14 protein-coding genes are annotated in these 14,349 nt (G+C 62.6%); 3 read left to right on the top strand and 11 right to left on the bottom strand.

Annotated features, from left to right (window positions below; all coding sequences use genetic code 11):
- Positions 1–642: 642 nt before the first annotated feature.
- The 3 genes from ACWEH3_RS28225 to ACWEH3_RS28215 all read left to right on the top strand — a co-directional run bounded on the left by ACWEH3_RS28225 (position 643) and on the right by ACWEH3_RS28215 (position 3,031).
- Positions 643–765, top strand: a complete 123-nt coding sequence (locus ACWEH3_RS28225) for a hypothetical protein (protein WP_450022018.1) — start codon at positions 643–645, stop codon at positions 763–765.
- A gap of 275 nt (positions 766–1,040) precedes the next feature.
- Entirely contained in the window at positions 1,041–1,811 is a 771-nt protein-coding gene (locus tag ACWEH3_RS28220) for an SDR family NAD(P)-dependent oxidoreductase (protein WP_450022070.1), read from the top strand.
- 8 nt (positions 1,812–1,819) lie between these two features.
- Complete coding sequence (locus ACWEH3_RS28215; protein WP_450022016.1) at positions 1,820–3,031, top strand: acetyl-CoA C-acetyltransferase; 1,212 nt, start codon at positions 1,820–1,822, stop codon at positions 3,029–3,031.
- A gap of 86 nt (positions 3,032–3,117) precedes the next feature.
- Here the strand turns inward: ACWEH3_RS28215 and ACWEH3_RS28210 are convergent, their stop codons facing one another.
- From ACWEH3_RS28210 to ACWEH3_RS28160, 11 genes are all read right to left on the bottom strand, one after another.
- The gene (locus tag ACWEH3_RS28210) at positions 3,118–3,855 is read right to left on the bottom strand and encodes a FadR/GntR family transcriptional regulator (RefSeq protein ID WP_450022014.1); all 738 of its coding nucleotides are present in this window, start codon (positions 3,853–3,855) and stop codon (positions 3,118–3,120) included.
- Between the two features lie 119 nt (positions 3,856–3,974).
- Positions 3,975–5,171: an acyl-CoA dehydrogenase family protein gene (locus tag ACWEH3_RS28205; RefSeq protein WP_450022068.1), complete on the bottom strand. Its 1,197-nt coding sequence runs from the start codon at positions 5,169–5,171 to the stop codon at positions 3,975–3,977.
- A gap of 10 nt (positions 5,172–5,181) precedes the next feature.
- A complete protein-coding gene (locus ACWEH3_RS28200) occupies positions 5,182–6,102 on the bottom strand; it encodes an HpcH/HpaI aldolase/citrate lyase family protein (protein WP_450022012.1) in 921 nt (306 codons plus the stop codon).
- Between the two features lies 1 nt (position 6,103).
- Positions 6,104–6,862, bottom strand: coding sequence for an SDR family NAD(P)-dependent oxidoreductase (locus tag ACWEH3_RS28195; RefSeq protein WP_450022010.1), 759 nt, complete (start codon positions 6,860–6,862; stop codon positions 6,104–6,106).
- Between the two features lie 14 nt (positions 6,863–6,876).
- Positions 6,877–8,025: an acyl-CoA dehydrogenase family protein gene (locus ACWEH3_RS28190; RefSeq protein WP_450022008.1), complete on the bottom strand. Its 1,149-nt coding sequence runs from the start codon at positions 8,023–8,025 to the stop codon at positions 6,877–6,879.
- Positions 8,022–8,804, bottom strand: coding sequence for an enoyl-CoA hydratase/isomerase family protein (locus tag ACWEH3_RS28185; RefSeq protein ID WP_450022006.1), 783 nt, complete (start codon positions 8,802–8,804; stop codon positions 8,022–8,024). Before ACWEH3_RS28185 ends, ACWEH3_RS28190 begins: the two co-directional genes overlap by 4 nt.
- The gene (locus tag ACWEH3_RS28180; protein ID WP_450022004.1) at positions 8,792–10,051 is read right to left on the bottom strand and encodes a CaiB/BaiF CoA transferase family protein; all 1,260 of its coding nucleotides are present in this window, start codon (positions 10,049–10,051) and stop codon (positions 8,792–8,794) included. The genes ACWEH3_RS28185 and ACWEH3_RS28180 overlap by 13 nt, the downstream gene beginning before the upstream one ends.
- Positions 10,044–11,717: an AMP-binding protein gene (locus ACWEH3_RS28175; RefSeq protein WP_450022002.1), complete on the bottom strand. Its 1,674-nt coding sequence runs from the start codon at positions 11,715–11,717 to the stop codon at positions 10,044–10,046. Before ACWEH3_RS28175 ends, ACWEH3_RS28180 begins: the two co-directional genes overlap by 8 nt.
- Positions 11,704–12,711, bottom strand: coding sequence for an acyl-CoA dehydrogenase family protein (locus ACWEH3_RS28170; RefSeq protein ID WP_450022000.1), 1,008 nt, complete (start codon positions 12,709–12,711; stop codon positions 11,704–11,706). The genes ACWEH3_RS28175 and ACWEH3_RS28170 overlap by 14 nt, the downstream gene beginning before the upstream one ends.
- Complete coding sequence (locus ACWEH3_RS28165) at positions 12,708–13,484, bottom strand: enoyl-CoA hydratase-related protein (protein WP_450021998.1); 777 nt, start codon at positions 13,482–13,484, stop codon at positions 12,708–12,710. Before ACWEH3_RS28165 ends, ACWEH3_RS28170 begins: the two co-directional genes overlap by 4 nt.
- A complete protein-coding gene (locus ACWEH3_RS28160) occupies positions 13,481–14,248 on the bottom strand; it encodes a 3-hydroxyacyl-CoA dehydrogenase family protein (protein WP_450021996.1) in 768 nt (255 codons plus the stop codon). Before ACWEH3_RS28160 ends, ACWEH3_RS28165 begins: the two co-directional genes overlap by 4 nt.
- Positions 14,249–14,349 lie beyond the last annotated feature (101 nt).

Raw genomic sequence — 14,349 nt, 5'->3', positions numbered from 1 at the left:
CGCCTGGAATCGGTTCGTCGTCAGGATGCGAAATGTTCTCAGGCGAAGATTTCGCACTTCGCGCCCCAGCGCAACGCCGGTATTCACCAGCCATGGCAAGTCCACGGCCCGGTGATGTGAAACGCTCATGTACTCGCCGCGCCCGGCCTCGATCGCCCGATGTCCTCGATCCGGAAGCGACCGAGCGCTCGAAGGCCCTCAACCCGCGGATGCTCACTGATCCGCGTCCCGCAGCCCCTGTCGTGCGGACTCGCTGTCGTTGCGGGCGAGCACTTCCCGGATCGGCCCACGCGGGTCGCGGACGCCCGTCGCGGAGAGTGACGGATTTCCCCTGCGAACCGGTGATCTCGATGGTGACGTTCTTATGGCCGCAGCCAGTCGGGGATGGCGCGGGCCAGCACAGCGTCTTAGGTTTTCGCCAAATCGAATCGTCTTCGTCTCGAATCGTGGGCGTCCGGCCAGAGACTCGTGACCGGGCGAATCTATTCCGCCTTCCGCGTTCTCGGCAATTCGTTGTCGATACCGCGATGTCCGGGTTGCGGTACGCATCGGCTCCACCGGTTCATACCAGCCGCGCGGGGGCTGTACACGACCGCGACTCCCCGTTCCGCTCCTGACACCGGTTCCGAACGTGTGCTGTCGTTGGACGACACCGAGGTGTTCGGGCCGACGCTGTTCGAGTACCCGTTCTCCCGGGCGATCGCGGAGCGGCATCTGAAGGACGTTCGGATCGAGGTGATCAGCGTCGCCGGCTCCCGGTGCTGAAAATGCTGACCGACAGAGGCATCGCATGGGTCGATCGGCCCAGAGCCCCCGAGTTGCGGACCGTGGTCGCCCAGGCCGCTCTGGTCAACCGGCGCACACCTACGGGCTGGGCCGCACCCTGGTGCTCACCCACCGTGTCGACGCGGCCGCTGATCGCAGCACTGATAACGGCGATGATCTCTAGCTTCGCATCTGTGGGGCCAACTGTCCGCGTGAGCATCAATAGGCAGAGCCCTGCACTTCCACACATTCTTCATGTCACAGACATTGACAGTATGGTAATTGTCAGACAACATGGAGCCATGTCACCTTCAGTTGCCATCGTTACTGGTGCCAGTCGCGGATTGGGCAGAGCCATAGCTCTCACTCTCGCTCGATCGGGAACGCAAACCGTGATCGCGTCGCGCAACTCCGCGGAGTTGAAGTCGCTCGCGGACGACATCAGCGCACTCGGGGTGCGAACTCTTGCCTGCGTTACAGATGTCTCGGACGAGTCTTCTGTCGAGCATCTCTTCACCACCTGTTTGAACGAGTTCGGTGGACTCGATGTCCTGATCAATAATGCGGGTGTCACGCTACAGCGGAACCTTGTCGATCTGACCGATTCGGACTGGCAACACATCTTCGATGTCAATGTCCGAGGGATGTTTCACTGTTCACGTGCCGCTGCGAGATACTTCGCATCGGTCCGCTCCGGACGGGCGGTGAATGTGGCTTCCGTGTTCGGCCTTGTGGGCCGGCCGGGCTTCACAGCTTACTGCGCCTCCAAAGGTGCGGTAGTCAATTTCACGCGTGCGGCCGCCGCCGAATGGGCCCGTTTTGGCGCTCAGATCAACGCGGTGGCCCCTGGCTATATCGCCACTGACATCAATGCTGATTTACGCGGAGACGCCGACGCGATGAAGAAGGTGCTGCGCCGCATTCCTGCCCACCGAATGGGCGAACCCGAGGAAATCGCCAACGTGGTCCGATACCTGGCGCTCGACGCGCCGGCTTTCCTCACCGGCCAGACGATCGCCGTCGACGGCGGCGAGACCAGCGTATAGGAGATCAGATGCGTGACGCAGTCATCTGCGAGCCACTCAGGACACCGGTTGGCCGCTACGGCGGGATATTCAAGGATGTCACTGTGGCCGAACTCGCCGCCACAGTCGTCAGCGGTCTCGTCGAGCGAACGGGGATCGCTTCCGCGGATGTGGACGATGTAATTTTCGGGCAGGGCTACCCGAATGGCGAAGCCGCCGCTCTCGGCCGGATCGCCGCACTGGACGCAGGATTGGAGATCACCGTCCCAGGGCTTCAGATCGACCGCCGATGCGGCTCAGGGCTGCAGGCGGTGATCTATGCCTGCATGCAGGTCTCGAGCGGTGGGTCCGATCTGGTTTTAGCCGGTGGCGCTGAGAGCATGAGTCAGACCGAGTTGTATCTGGCCGACGCCCGATGGAACATGGGCGGAACACCTGTGATGAAAGACAGGCTCGCCGAACCACGTAAGAACTCGGGCGGTAAGCGGTTTCCGGTGCCGGGTGGAATGATAGAGACTGCTGAGAATCTGCGGCGCGATCATGGGATCAGCCGTGTCGAGCAGGATGAGTGGGCGCTTCGCTCACACCGCCGGGCGGTGCGAGCGATGGACCAAGGGCTGTTCGATGACGAGATCGTCCCGGTCATCCTTCCCGCTACGAAGAAAGTTCCCGAGCGAGTTGTCGTCCGCGACGAGCATCCGCGGCCGGACGTCTCTTTGGAGAAACTGGCCGCACTGCCTCCTCTGCTGTCGTCTGCCGATCCTGAAGCTACTGTCACGGCAGGCAATTCGAGCGGCCAGAACGATGCTGCCGCGGTGGCGATCGTCACAACACCAGAGCGAGCCGATGCACTCGGTCTGCGTCCTTACGGCAGGCTGGTCAGCTGGTCGCTGGCCGGCGTGGAACCATCACGGATGGGTATCGGCCCTGTCCCCGCGACACACTCGGCGCTACAGCGTGCGGGGTTGCAGTGGTCCGACATCGACCTCATCGAATTGAACGAAGCGTTCGCGGCGCAGGTACTGGCATGCTTCCGCGAATGGAAATTCGCCGATGCCGATCTCGACAGAGTCAATGTAAACGGATCGGGGATCTCGCTGGGGCATCCGATCGGCGCCACGGGAGGGCGTATATTGGCGAACCTGCTCAGGGAAATGCACCGGCGCGAAGCGCGCTACGGGATCGAGACGATGTGCATCGGCGGCGGCCAAGGGCTGGCAGCGGTGTTCGAGCGGGTATGACGGCAGTGTTCCATCGGGCCCTCAGCGCAACGACTCGCGGAAGTGCTTCCATATGGAAGGCTTCACGAGTCGTTGCGCTGTCGGCTTCAGTATTCGGCCTCGGGATAGTCGCGGCTGCGCTGACGAACATACGTCAGGTGTTCATGCATCGCTTCCGCAGCCGCTTGTTCGTCACGCTTCTCGACCGCCTTGATGATCTTGGTGTGCTGACGGATAGTCTCGTGACCGACTTCTGGTGTGAGTTCGAGGTAGCTGACAGGTGCTGTGCACGCGTGCAGCGCCTGTACGAAAGCTACCAGCAGGCGGTTTTCGGACGACTCGGCGATGATGCGGTGAAACTCCTGATCCAGCGCCGAGACCTGGGGGTCGAGCAGGTCGATCGCTTTCTGCTTCGAGACGACGGCACGCGCGGCGGCAACCTGCTCGTCGGTGCGGTGGCGTGCTGCGAGTCGGGCGCAGGGAACCTCGACAATCTCGCGGGCTTCGCTCACTTCTTCGATATTGAGGGATCCTAGGCGCAAAACGTGCAGCATGGAGTCTTGCAGCATTCGGCCCAGCGCCCTGCTGTCGACCTCTCGGACGAAAGACCCCCCGCTTACACCGGGTATTTTGCGCACCAGTCCGGCCGCTACCAGCGATCCGAGCGCCTCCCGAACCGTGGGTCGACTGACGCCGAACATGTCGGCCAGCGCATTCTCCGACGGCAACTTCTCCCCTTGCGCGAACCGTCCCTCCAATATGGCGTCCGTGATCTGCTTCTGCACCTGCTCACGCGGCCGAAGCACCTGCTGTGCAACGAACTGTCCAGCCCCGGGCTCTCCCATTGATCCATCCCCTCACACGCTATGACCTTGGTACAAGCTTAACAGGCGATAAATTGCCTGACTGTTACCAGTCGGAGACTGAGTCGGGGGCCACAGTGCGCGTGGCCCCGACTTCAGTGTCAGAAGAGCTGGTATTCCTTGAGCAAACTTCGACCGATGATCAGCTTCTGGATGTCGGAGGTACCTTCCCCGATGAGCATGAACGCTGCCTCACGGTAGAGCCGCTCGATCTCGTACTCCTTCGAGTAGCCGTATCCGCCATGGATCCGGAAGGCGTCTTCGACCACCTCGTTGCAGTACTCGGATGCCAGCATCTTGGCCATCCCGGCCTCGACATCGTTGCGTTTTCCGGAATCCTTGAGCCGAGCAGCGCGAACGACCATCGAATGTGCAGCCTCGACCTTCGTCGCCATCTCTGCCAAGCGAAACAAGATCGCTTGGTGTTGAGCGATGGGTTTGCCGAAGGTCTCGCGCTGCTGAGCGTAGGCGATGGCCAGCTCGAACGCACGATTGGCGATGCCCACCGCACGGGCTCCGACGTTGACTCGGCCTACCTCGACACCGTCCATCATCTGGTAGAAGCCGTTACCAGGGACGCCGCCGAGGATCTGGTCGCTGGACGTGGAGTACCCGTCGAGGATCATCTCCGTGGTGTCGATGCCCTTGTACCCCATTTTGTCGATCTTGCCAGGTATCGTCACACCCTCGGCTGTCTCACCGAATCCCGGCTCTTTTTCGACCAGGAAGGTGGTCATGTTCCGGTAGACCGACTCCGAACCTTCGTCGGTCTTCGTCAGGACAGCAACGAGATTCGAGGATGCTCCGTTGGTCAGCCACATCTTCTGACCGGTGATCGAGTACGATCCGTCGTCTCGCCTGGCCGCCTTTGTCGTGATCGCGGCCACATCCGAACCGAGCGCAGGTTCGCTCATGCTGAATGCACCGCGCACCTCCCCGGTCGCCATCCGCGGCAGGTATTTGCGCTTTTGCTCCTCGGTTCCATGCCGCATCAGCATGTAGGCGACGATGAAATGGGTATTGATCACGCCGGAAACGCTCATCCAGCCTCGGGCTATCTCCTCGACCACCAACGCGTAGGTCAGCAGCGATTCACCGATCCCCCCGTATTCCTCTGGGATCACCAGACCGAATACGCCGAGTTCCTTCAGACCCTCGACGATCGCGGCGGGGTATTCGTCGCGGTGTTCGAGTTCCGAGGCCACCGGAAGGATCTCCTTTTCCACGAACTTCCGGACGACTTCGAGGATCTGGCGCTGATCTTCAGTGAGGCCTTCTGTGGTCACTAGCCGACTCACGGTGTTCCTTTCATGAGAGCCCACCACTTACATGTGTGGTGTGCTCGGTCCTGGCAATGATCCGCTGCGCCCACTTCTGCGTGGCCTCGTCCACCATCACCCCGTCGAGGACCGCCACACCGCTGCCCGTCGACGCCGAGCCGTCGAGCGCTTCGATAATGCGTGTGGCGAGTGTCAGTTCTTGCGCCGTGGGCGCGAAGCCGGCGTGGCATATGTCTATCTGACCGGGGTGGATAAGTAGGCGTCCGTCGAATCCTTCGGCCGCGCATCGCATCATGTCCACGCAGAACGCGTCCATATCGCGGACCTTCGTGAAAGGCCCGTCGACAGCGAGTTTGTCGTTAGCTCGAGCAGCCGCAACGATCGCCAGCCGCGCCGACTGTTGCAGGTCTTCCGCGGCCGTGGCACGAAATCCCATCGACGCTTGGTGATCGACCGCTCCGAAACACAAACAGCGTAACCGCTCCCCCGCGGAGGCGATGGCGTCGAGCCGTGCGATCCCGGCTGCGTCCTCGATCAGAGCGTCGATGTGGATTCGGCCCGGTGAGAAGTTGCCTTCACGCTCGAGCTGGCCGATGATTCGATCGAGACAGACCACATCGACTGCGGAATGGGTTTTCGGCAACATGATGGAGTCGATGTTCGTTCCGCATCCCCGAACGAGCTCGGCGACATCCCCTAGCAGCCATGGCGATTCCCACGCGTTCACCCGCACGCTCAGGCGCCGAGTCGACCAGTCACCTGAGGTGATGGCGCTGATCGCCCGCTGCCGCGCAATCCGCTTCTCTTCCTCGTATGAGGGTACCGAGTCCTCCAGATCGATGATGATCATGTCGGCCGCCACTGTCCGCGCAGAGGAGAGGAGACGTTCGTTGGACGCAGGGACGAATAGGTACGACCGCGGCGCTCCTGCTGGATCGTTCGCCGTCATGCTAGTGGGCGAAGTAGTGCATGCCGCCGTCGACAGGTAGCACTGCGCCGGTGATGTAGTCGGCAAGCGGTGAAGCCAGAAAGGCCACCGCATTACCGACTTCATGGGGCTCACCGAAGCGGCCCACGGGGATATTCCTGCGAATGAACTCTTCCCGTCCAGCGGGCTCTGGATGCAGCCGGTTCATCGTCTGCTCACTGGTGATCCTGCCCGGGGCAATGCAATTGACGGTGATGCCCGCGTCGGCTACCTCGCATGAAAGACCTTTGGACCAGATATGCAGCGCGGCCTTCGCGGCAGAGGCCGCGTTGAGCGAGCGGGGCTCCATCGATCCGCTGATGTTGATTACCCGGCCCCACCCGGCAGCCTGCATCGCGGGCAGGAGTGCCCCGGTCAATCGCCGAGCGGCGGTGAAGTTCAGTTCTAGGGCTTCGTCCCAGAACTCGTCGCCGGCATCCAACGGAGTGGGCCGCGATCCGCCGACGTTGTTGACGAGAATATCTACGCGGTCGCCCAGTTCGGCTGCCGCGTCGAGAAGAGCCGAGACCCCTGCTGCCCTTGTCACATCGGCGACCGCGACCGAGGGAGTGCCATATCCCTGCTCGGTGACGCTGGAGGCTACCTGCTCGAGGCGATCGCGGCTGCGACCTGTGATGATCACGCGGGCGCCCGCGGCGCTGAGCGCATGGGCGCATCCGGCGCCGATACCTGCGGAACCTCCCGTGACGAGGGCAACTTTGCCTCGCACATCAATCTTCATCGTTTTCTCCTCGATCAACCTGTGGTCGCCGCGTTGGAGCGAATGTCGCGGGCGATGAGCATGCTTTGCACCTGATTGGTGCCGTCGTAGATTTCGGTGATCTTGGCGTCGCGCAGCCGACGCTCAGCGCCGAGATCGCATCGGTCACCCTCATCACCGAGGAGCGCAACGCATTCGGCTGCTACCCGGACACCGAGTGCCGTGCAGTGCAGCTTCGCAACTGACACCTGAGGGGCGGCTTCCGGCGCCCTGGAGTCGACGAGGTCACAGACCTCGCGCAGAAGCGCGCGGCCGGCAGCGATCTCTGCCCGGATACGCGCGAGGTCGAACTGGATGTCCTGGGCGTCCCTCCGCTGGGGCGAAAGCAGTCCATCCCGCATCAGATGCCGCACGGTGGCATCGAAAGCGCCTTGGGCGAAACCGACACCCTGAGCCGATGCGCTGATCCGGGAATTGAGCACCGATTGCAGCAGCAGTGGGTAACCGGCGCCCTCATCGCCCAGACGCCAGGTATCCGGGATTCGGCAATCGGTGAACGTGAGTTCGACCGTTGACGCACCCTTCTGGCCCAGCTTCTTCATTGGACGACCGGCAGAAAACCCGTCAAGATGTTCAGTGGCAACGAGGAATGCCGTGATGCCGTCTTTACCGAGCGCTGGGTCGACCGTCGCGAATAGGACGATCACGTCGGCCATATCGCCGTTCGAGATGAAGATCTTGCTTCCGTTGACGACATAGTGACCGTCGTGCCGCGCCGCGACTGTGCGCATGGCGGCCACGTCGGAACCTGCCTCCGGTTCCGTCAGAGCGATCGCTCCGATCGCCGCACCCGAGCACAGTGCCGGAATCCACTTCTCTATCTGCTGTGGCGAACCCGCGAGTTCGATAGGGTGGGCGCAGTGCATCTGTGTCATGTAAACTGTCGCGGTGGCGCCGCAGGCCGCCGAGATGAGTTCCACCGCCTCGGCGTATTCGCGGGTCGGCCGGGCTTGTCCGCCATACTCGACGGGCATGAGAAGCCCACCAGCACCAGCCTCTGCCAGAGCTCGGATCGCCGTATCAGGGAAGGTCGCCGAGTGGTCGATCCCCTCGGCATTCGGGTCGATCAGCTGCTCGATCACTGTGCGGACAGCCGCAAGTACATCTGGCGACTGCAATGTCATGACGTGCTCCCTCTCGCGAAATTCGGCGGCCTGCGCTCCGCAAATGCAGCAATTCCTTCTTGACCGTCGGCGGAGGCGATTGCAGCCGCTGCCAGGACTGCCTCGTAGTCAAGTGCGGCCGGACGGGCAGCTGCTGCCGCCGCCGCGAGAATGCGTCTCGTTCCTGTGCGACTACCCGACGCGATCGATTCGGCGAGTGCACGCGCTCTGAGCTCGAGATCAGCGGATGGCACCGGCGGCTGGGACAACAGCCCCACCTGCCATGCAGTCTGTGCGTCAATCGGCTCTCCGGACAACATCATCTGTAACGCGACGGGCTTGCTCACCGCGTGCAGAAGTCGCTGTGTCCCCCCGAATCCGGGCATGCATCCGATCTTCGCCTCAGGCAGCCCGAAACGGCTCGACGTGGAGGCAACGACGATGTGGCAGGCGAGCATCAGTTCGAAGCCTCCGCCAAGTGCCCATCCATCGACGGCGGCGACGACAGGAACCTCAGCGTCGGCGATAGCGGTCATCACCTCATGCCCCTGAGAGAGGAAACGATGCGCCGCTTCGTAGCTCAGTCCGCGGATCTCGTCGAGGTCCGCACCTGCACAGAACGCGCGGTTACCCGCGCCGCGGATCACAACACATCCGACACCTTCGTCCGCATTGGTTTCGGCGAGGTGATCGCGAAGCGCGAACAGTGTCTCACTGTTCAACGCGTTCAGGCTGTCCGGCCGATTCAGTGTCAGGATTCGGACTCGCCCCTCATCGTCTTTGCTGATCACCGCGCCCATGCCACTCCTTCCCGGATCAAATCGTCGATCTGTTCGTCCTGGAGGTTCAGTTCGGTGAGCACCTCTCGGGTGTGCTGGCCCTTGAGTGGTGCCGGAGTCGCATTCGTACGCGCATCCGGATGAGAGCCGAGTTTCCATGGGCTCGAGACGCTTTCGAACGGCCCCGCGACAGGGTGGTCCTGCTTGACGATGGCCTGACGCGCCACCACCTGCGGATCGGTCACGACCTCGGAAAGCCGTTGGATTCGAGAGCAAGGAACACCGACCGAGTGCAGAAGCGCGAGGGCGTGCTCCGCAGTGACGGTCGAAAGCGCGGTTTGGAACACGCGGACGATCTCCGCCCGGCGGTTCCGGCGTCCGGCATTCGTGGCGAGGTCGGACTGCGCCGACAGGTGCTCGAGCCCGAGAACCTGGCAGGCCCTCAGCCAGTGTCGATCGTTTCCGATCGCGACGACGATCGGACGATCGGCCGTTTCGAACGACTGGTAGATGGCGACGACCGAGTCGGTTCCGCCGCTGGGAGACGGTTCGGGTTCGCCCGCGAGGTAACTCGCGATCCTGGGGGACAGGAAGGCGAGGTCCGCTTCGAGCAGGGAGATGTCGATGATCTCCCCGATGCCTGTGTTTCGTTGTCTGACCAACGCGGATGACACAGCGAAGGCCGCGATCATTCCGGCGGCGACGTCGGAGAGCGCTGTGCTGACGCGCTGGGGTGCGCCGCCGGCGGGGCCCGTCACGCTCATCAATCCGGACCGTGCCTGCGCGATGAGGTCGTAGCCCGGAAGAGCCGAGTCCGGTCCATCGAGCCCGTAACCGGAAAACGCGCAGATCACCAGCGCCGGGAACCGCTGCGCGAGCGTATCCAGTGCCAGCCCGTGTTTGGCCAATTTCGCCGGACTCATACTTTCCACGAAAACGTCCGCGGACTCGAGCAAGCTCATGAGTGTGGCGTGACCGGCCGGTGTGGTGATGTCGAGGCAGATGCTCCGCTTGTTGCGGTTGACCGACAGGAACCACGCAGCCTCGCCGTTGAGAAACGGCGGTCCCCAGCCTCGCGCATCGTCGCCGCGGATCGGTTCGATTTTCACTACGTCGGCGCCCATGTCCGCCAGGTACATCGAGGTGGTCGGTGCGGCGTAGGACGAGGAGATATCGATGACTCGCACTCCCGACAGTGGCAGTTGTGTGGCCGTGCCCTCTTCATCGGGGATGGAAGAGCCCGCAGCGCTGCCGCTGGTGTCAGGCATGCTCACTGTCCTTTCGGAGCCGGTCGCGCAGTTCGACTTTGCGGATCTTTCCGCTCATGGTCTTGGGCATGTCGGTGATGACCATCAGCCTTTCGGGTAGGTGGCGCTTGGACAGACCGGCATCGAGGAGGAAGGACGATAAGTGGTTGAGGTCGAGATCAGCTCCAGAGTTGAGGGATACGAACGCGCATGCCCGCTCGCCGAGCCGGTCATCGCTGTAGCCGACGACCGCGACGTCGGTGACCTCGGGATGGCGGAAGATCAAGCTTTCCACCGCTGCGACTGGTATGTTCTCCCCGCCGCGAATGATGATGTCCTTCGTGCGGCCGGTGATCGTTACGCACCCATCTGTTTCGATCACCGCCCTATCGCCTGTGACGAACCAGCCATCGGCGTCGAAAGCATGGTGGGTGAAATCTGGCCGGGCATAATAGCCGGCGAATAGTCCGGCACCTCTGATCTGGAGTTCGCCTTCAATGCCTTGCTGCAGCGGGTATCCCGCTTCGTCACACACTCGAGCCTCGCATGCCGCGACAGGCATTCCGTCGGTTTCGTCGTTTCGTCGTCCGAGAGTTGGACGGCCGGAAACAGCGATCCCGAACTCGGTCATTCCCCATGCCGGGATCACGTCACAGTTCAACGCCTGACGTGCCTCCGGTATGAGAGGCCGCGGAATCGGCGCACCCGCAACCACGACGAGATTCAGGCAAGGAGCGGACGCCGCGGTGAGGTTCGCTGTCCTCAACAGGTCGATCAGAAATGTCGGCGAACCGACCATGCAAGTGATCTGCTGCTGTGCGATCACAAGAGCTCCGGTGGTCGGCGACCACCGGTCCACGTAGACCGCGGTGCCGCCGAGATGCACGGTGAGTAGCACGCCCCACATGAATCCGGTCGCGTGGCCGACCGGCGACATCACCAGGTTGCGCATCGGATCGCCGTAGTTCGCTGGTCCAACATGTGCGGCCCAGCCGCGCACCACCACGTCGAGGGTTGCGTGGAGGTTCATCACGGCTTTGGGTTCTTCGGTTGTCCCGGAGGTGAATGCCAGCTGAGCGATGGCGAGTGGATCGACATGGGCGGGCCCGTCATAACGCCCGTGCGCGATCAGGTCGGTGAACGACAATCCGGGGTGGCCCGAGGCCCCGTCGACGACCACCATCAGGAAATCGTCGCGATCGGCGAGCGTGGCCGCGGCAAGCGCAGCGAGGTCTCGGCCGGCATGCGAGCCAGTGATGATCATCATCTCGGCGCCGGCTCGCCTGGTCATGAATTCGATTTCGTGCGCGCCGTAGGTGATCGGGATTCCTGAGTAGGTGGCTCCGATCCGGAGGATGCCGTAAACGATGGCCGGGAACTCGGCACAGTTGGACATCATCACAGAGACCACGGATCCGGGCCCCACGCCATTCGCGAGAAGGCCGGCCGACACTTGCCGGCTCAGTGCATCCAGTTCCGCGTAGGTCAGTGTTCTGACAGCAGCTCCGCGCTCGTCGACAGTGACCGCCGCGGTCCGGTCGGGAAAGGTTGCGACCGCATCATCGAGGAAGGCGACAAGGGATCGCTGGGCCCACGCACCGGATTCGAATCGTTCGGCGATCAAGTTGTGCGTAAGGGCGCTCCCGGGGAGCGCCAATGCCTTGCGGACGTTCTCAGCGGTAATCATCAGGCCTCCTTGCCCGTGTTGCTGGGTCCAAGTGCTCGGAGGCGGTCAAGCGCCGCGCGATCAGCGTGCTCGAACAACGCGCTCTCAGGCTCAGAGCATCACGTACCTGGTCGGCGACCTGGAATTCGTCGATGTATCCGTACCCGCCGTGCACTTGAACCGCTGAGAGCGCGACGTCGACAGCTGCTTGGCACGCACGGGCGGCGACAGTTGCAGCGACGACGCGACGGTTCCGCGCATCGGAATCGGATGCGAGAGCTGCCCTCAATGACTCACGGGCACCGTCGACGCGGTCCGCCATGTCCGCCACGATGGCCCGGAGTCCAGCGAATGCGCTTATAGTGCTGCCGAATTGGCGCCGAGTCCGGGCGTAGTCAACCGACGTGGACAGGGCCGCGTCAGCTACACCGAGTGCGGCCGAGGCGACCAGAATGTCCCAGTCGGCGCTTGTTGCTGCCGCATCCTGGTCCGGCATCCGGTCTTCGACCCGGGGGACTACGCAGATTCCACCGAGTGCCGCGCCACGAAGTCCGGTGCGCTTCGGAACGTCGCTGAATACTTCGAAGTGCGTTGTCGAGACGGCGAGTACGCCCGTATCTGTGCGTTCGAGGAGGATGGCAGCGGTCGGCGTAGCCACCAGTGGCACGGTCGTCGATCGCAGTTCCGTGCCGGCGTAATGAGCGATGGCGGCAACGGATTCGAGGGAGGGGGTGTCTACTCCGCGACGTAACTGAGCGCGGTGGGCGACGTAGCGGGACGCAAGGAAGTACGCGACCGAGCCTGATTCTCGACCCACCTCCTCGATGACGCGGGACGCCCAATCGAGCGCGTCGACTCCCGTGAGGCCGAATGTGTCGGTTGCGAGATCGAGAAGGCCGGTGTCACCGAGGGGGCCCAGCATCGATGCGGCTTCGGTCCTGGCGTAAGGCTTCTTTGCCGCAAGGTCGCGAACGGTTTGCAGCAGGTACGTCAATTCACTGTCGTTCTCGGTCATTGATTGAACCTGGTTCGGTCCGGATCGCGACGCGTGTCGAAGGCTTCGGACAGTTCGTGGGATTCGGCAGTACTGCGGTAGGCGGTGAGAAGCAGGTCATGCGCCATTCTGGCCTGGCCCACAACGCCTGAATGCCGACCAGAGAATGCGGTCTTGACCGCGGAGATCGCGAAGGGGCCACGTTGGCGCAGAACGCCCCCCACTTCGAGTGCTCGGTCGAGCGCCGACCCACGAGAGCTGATCTCGTTGATCAAACCCATGTCGAGCGCCTCGGCCGCCGAGTATTTCTTGTTCAGGTACCACATTTCTTTCGCGCGGCGGCGCCCGATCGCCTCTTCGAGGTACCAGGTGCCGTATCCCGCATCGAAGCTACCGACCATCGGTCCCACCTGGCGGAACACAGCATGAGGTGCGGCGATCGACAGGTCGCATACCACTTGCAGGACGTTCCCTCCTCCGACGGCGTATCCATCGACTGCCGCGATCACAGGTTTGGGCATGGTGTCGATGAATTCGTACAAGTCGATTACAGGCATGACACTGGAGTAGTCGAGCGACTCCAATGGTTCGTGCTCGCCGCCGATGCAGAAGAATTTCCCCCCGGCTCCGGTAAGTATCGCGACGTCGATGGCACGATCCTCACGCACGCGCCGGAAAGCGTCGAGCAGTTCTCGGGCCGTCTGGAATCGGAGCTTGTTAGCGCGTTCGGGTCGATTTATCGTCACGACGGCGATACCGTCAGCGACGTCCATAATGATGTCCTGATAAGTCACTTGCTCGACTCCTCCATGGGGTCAGAAATTGCCCGAATAGTTTCTCTGTGCACAGCTGGACTGGCGGGGAGCACGAACGCGGGGTCACCGAGCCACCGATAAAGGTTCTCGGCGACCTGTATGTGGTCATCGAGGCCGGCGTGTTTCAACGCAACCAAGGGACCGACGGCATGCCCCAGCCCGAGCTCGACGATACGGTCGATGTCCGGCGGTGACGCGATACCTCGCGCCGCGGCGGCGAGTACCTGGTTGACGAATGGAACAAGCAGTCGCCGCGTAATACGCCCGGGCACATCCGCAACGTGCATCCAGGGCATTCCCAGCGTGTCGCTCAATTCGACCGCCGCGACGACCGCCTCACTTCCCGTTGATGCTTCACCGCAAATCTCGACGAGTCCACTGCCGACAGCGGTAGGCAGAAAGTGAAATCCGGCCAGACGCCTGCGAAGTCCGGAGGCCTGGGCAAGCTGCGCCACTGTGAACGATGATGTCGCAGTCAGCACGATTACAGTGCTGCTCGCCGCCAGGCGCCCCAGCACGCTGATCTTGGTGTCGAGGTCGTCCGGCACCGCTTCGATCACCACGTCACAGCCGAGTAGTCCGGAGATCTCATCGACGGCGGTGATGGCGGGCTGTTCGTCAGCTAGACGATCGGCTCTGTCCGCGACTTCGTCCATCACGAGCACTCGATTGCCGCCGCTCCCGAGTCCGCGCGCTATCGCGCTGCCGACACACCCTGCTCCGGCAATCCCATACGTCGTCATGCCTGCTCCCTAAGTTTGTAGGTGTCTGGGGTTGGTGCCCTGGATGCCCAGAGCGGTGGGGTGTAGCTGATGGTTGCTTGCCGTTGGTTTGGCTCCGAAGG

The sequence above is a fragment of the Nocardia sp. NPDC004718 genome (assembly GCF_053601535.1).
Note: the sequence above shows the minus strand (reverse complement) of the source record. Positions and strands in the feature narration are given on the sequence as shown.

What these genes read in the sequence shown, in the direction of transcription:
- ACWEH3_RS28160 (WP_450021996.1), bottom strand. Translation starts at nt 14,248, where the DNA reads ATGACGACGTATGGGATTGCCGGAGCAGGGTGTGTCGGCAGCGCGATA.
- ACWEH3_RS28215 (WP_450022016.1), top strand. Translation starts at nt 1,820, where the DNA reads ATGCGTGACGCAGTCATCTGCGAGCCACTCAGGACACCGGTTGGCCGC.
- ACWEH3_RS28210 (WP_450022014.1), bottom strand. Translation starts at nt 3,855, where the DNA reads ATGGGAGAGCCCGGGGCTGGACAGTTCGTTGCACAGCAGGTGCTTCGG.
- ACWEH3_RS28170 (WP_450022000.1), bottom strand. Translation starts at nt 12,711, where the DNA reads ATGACCGAGAACGACAGTGAATTGACGTACCTGCTGCAAACCGTTCGC.
- ACWEH3_RS28180 (WP_450022004.1), bottom strand. Translation starts at nt 10,051, where the DNA reads ATGCCTGACACCAGCGGCAGCGCTGCGGGCTCTTCCATCCCCGATGAA.
- ACWEH3_RS28175 (WP_450022002.1), bottom strand. Translation starts at nt 11,717, where the DNA reads ATGATTACCGCTGAGAACGTCCGCAAGGCATTGGCGCTCCCCGGGAGC.
- ACWEH3_RS28220 (WP_450022070.1), top strand. Translation starts at nt 1,041, where the DNA reads ATGGTAATTGTCAGACAACATGGAGCCATGTCACCTTCAGTTGCCATC.
- ACWEH3_RS28195 (WP_450022010.1), bottom strand. Translation starts at nt 6,862, where the DNA reads ATGAAGATTGATGTGCGAGGCAAAGTTGCCCTCGTCACGGGAGGTTCC.
- ACWEH3_RS28200 (WP_450022012.1), bottom strand. Translation starts at nt 6,102, where the DNA reads ATGACGGCGAACGATCCAGCAGGAGCGCCGCGGTCGTACCTATTCGTC.
- ACWEH3_RS28190 (WP_450022008.1), bottom strand. Translation starts at nt 8,025, where the DNA reads ATGACATTGCAGTCGCCAGATGTACTTGCGGCTGTCCGCACAGTGATC.
- ACWEH3_RS28185 (WP_450022006.1), bottom strand. Translation starts at nt 8,804, where the DNA reads ATGGGCGCGGTGATCAGCAAAGACGATGAGGGGCGAGTCCGAATCCTG.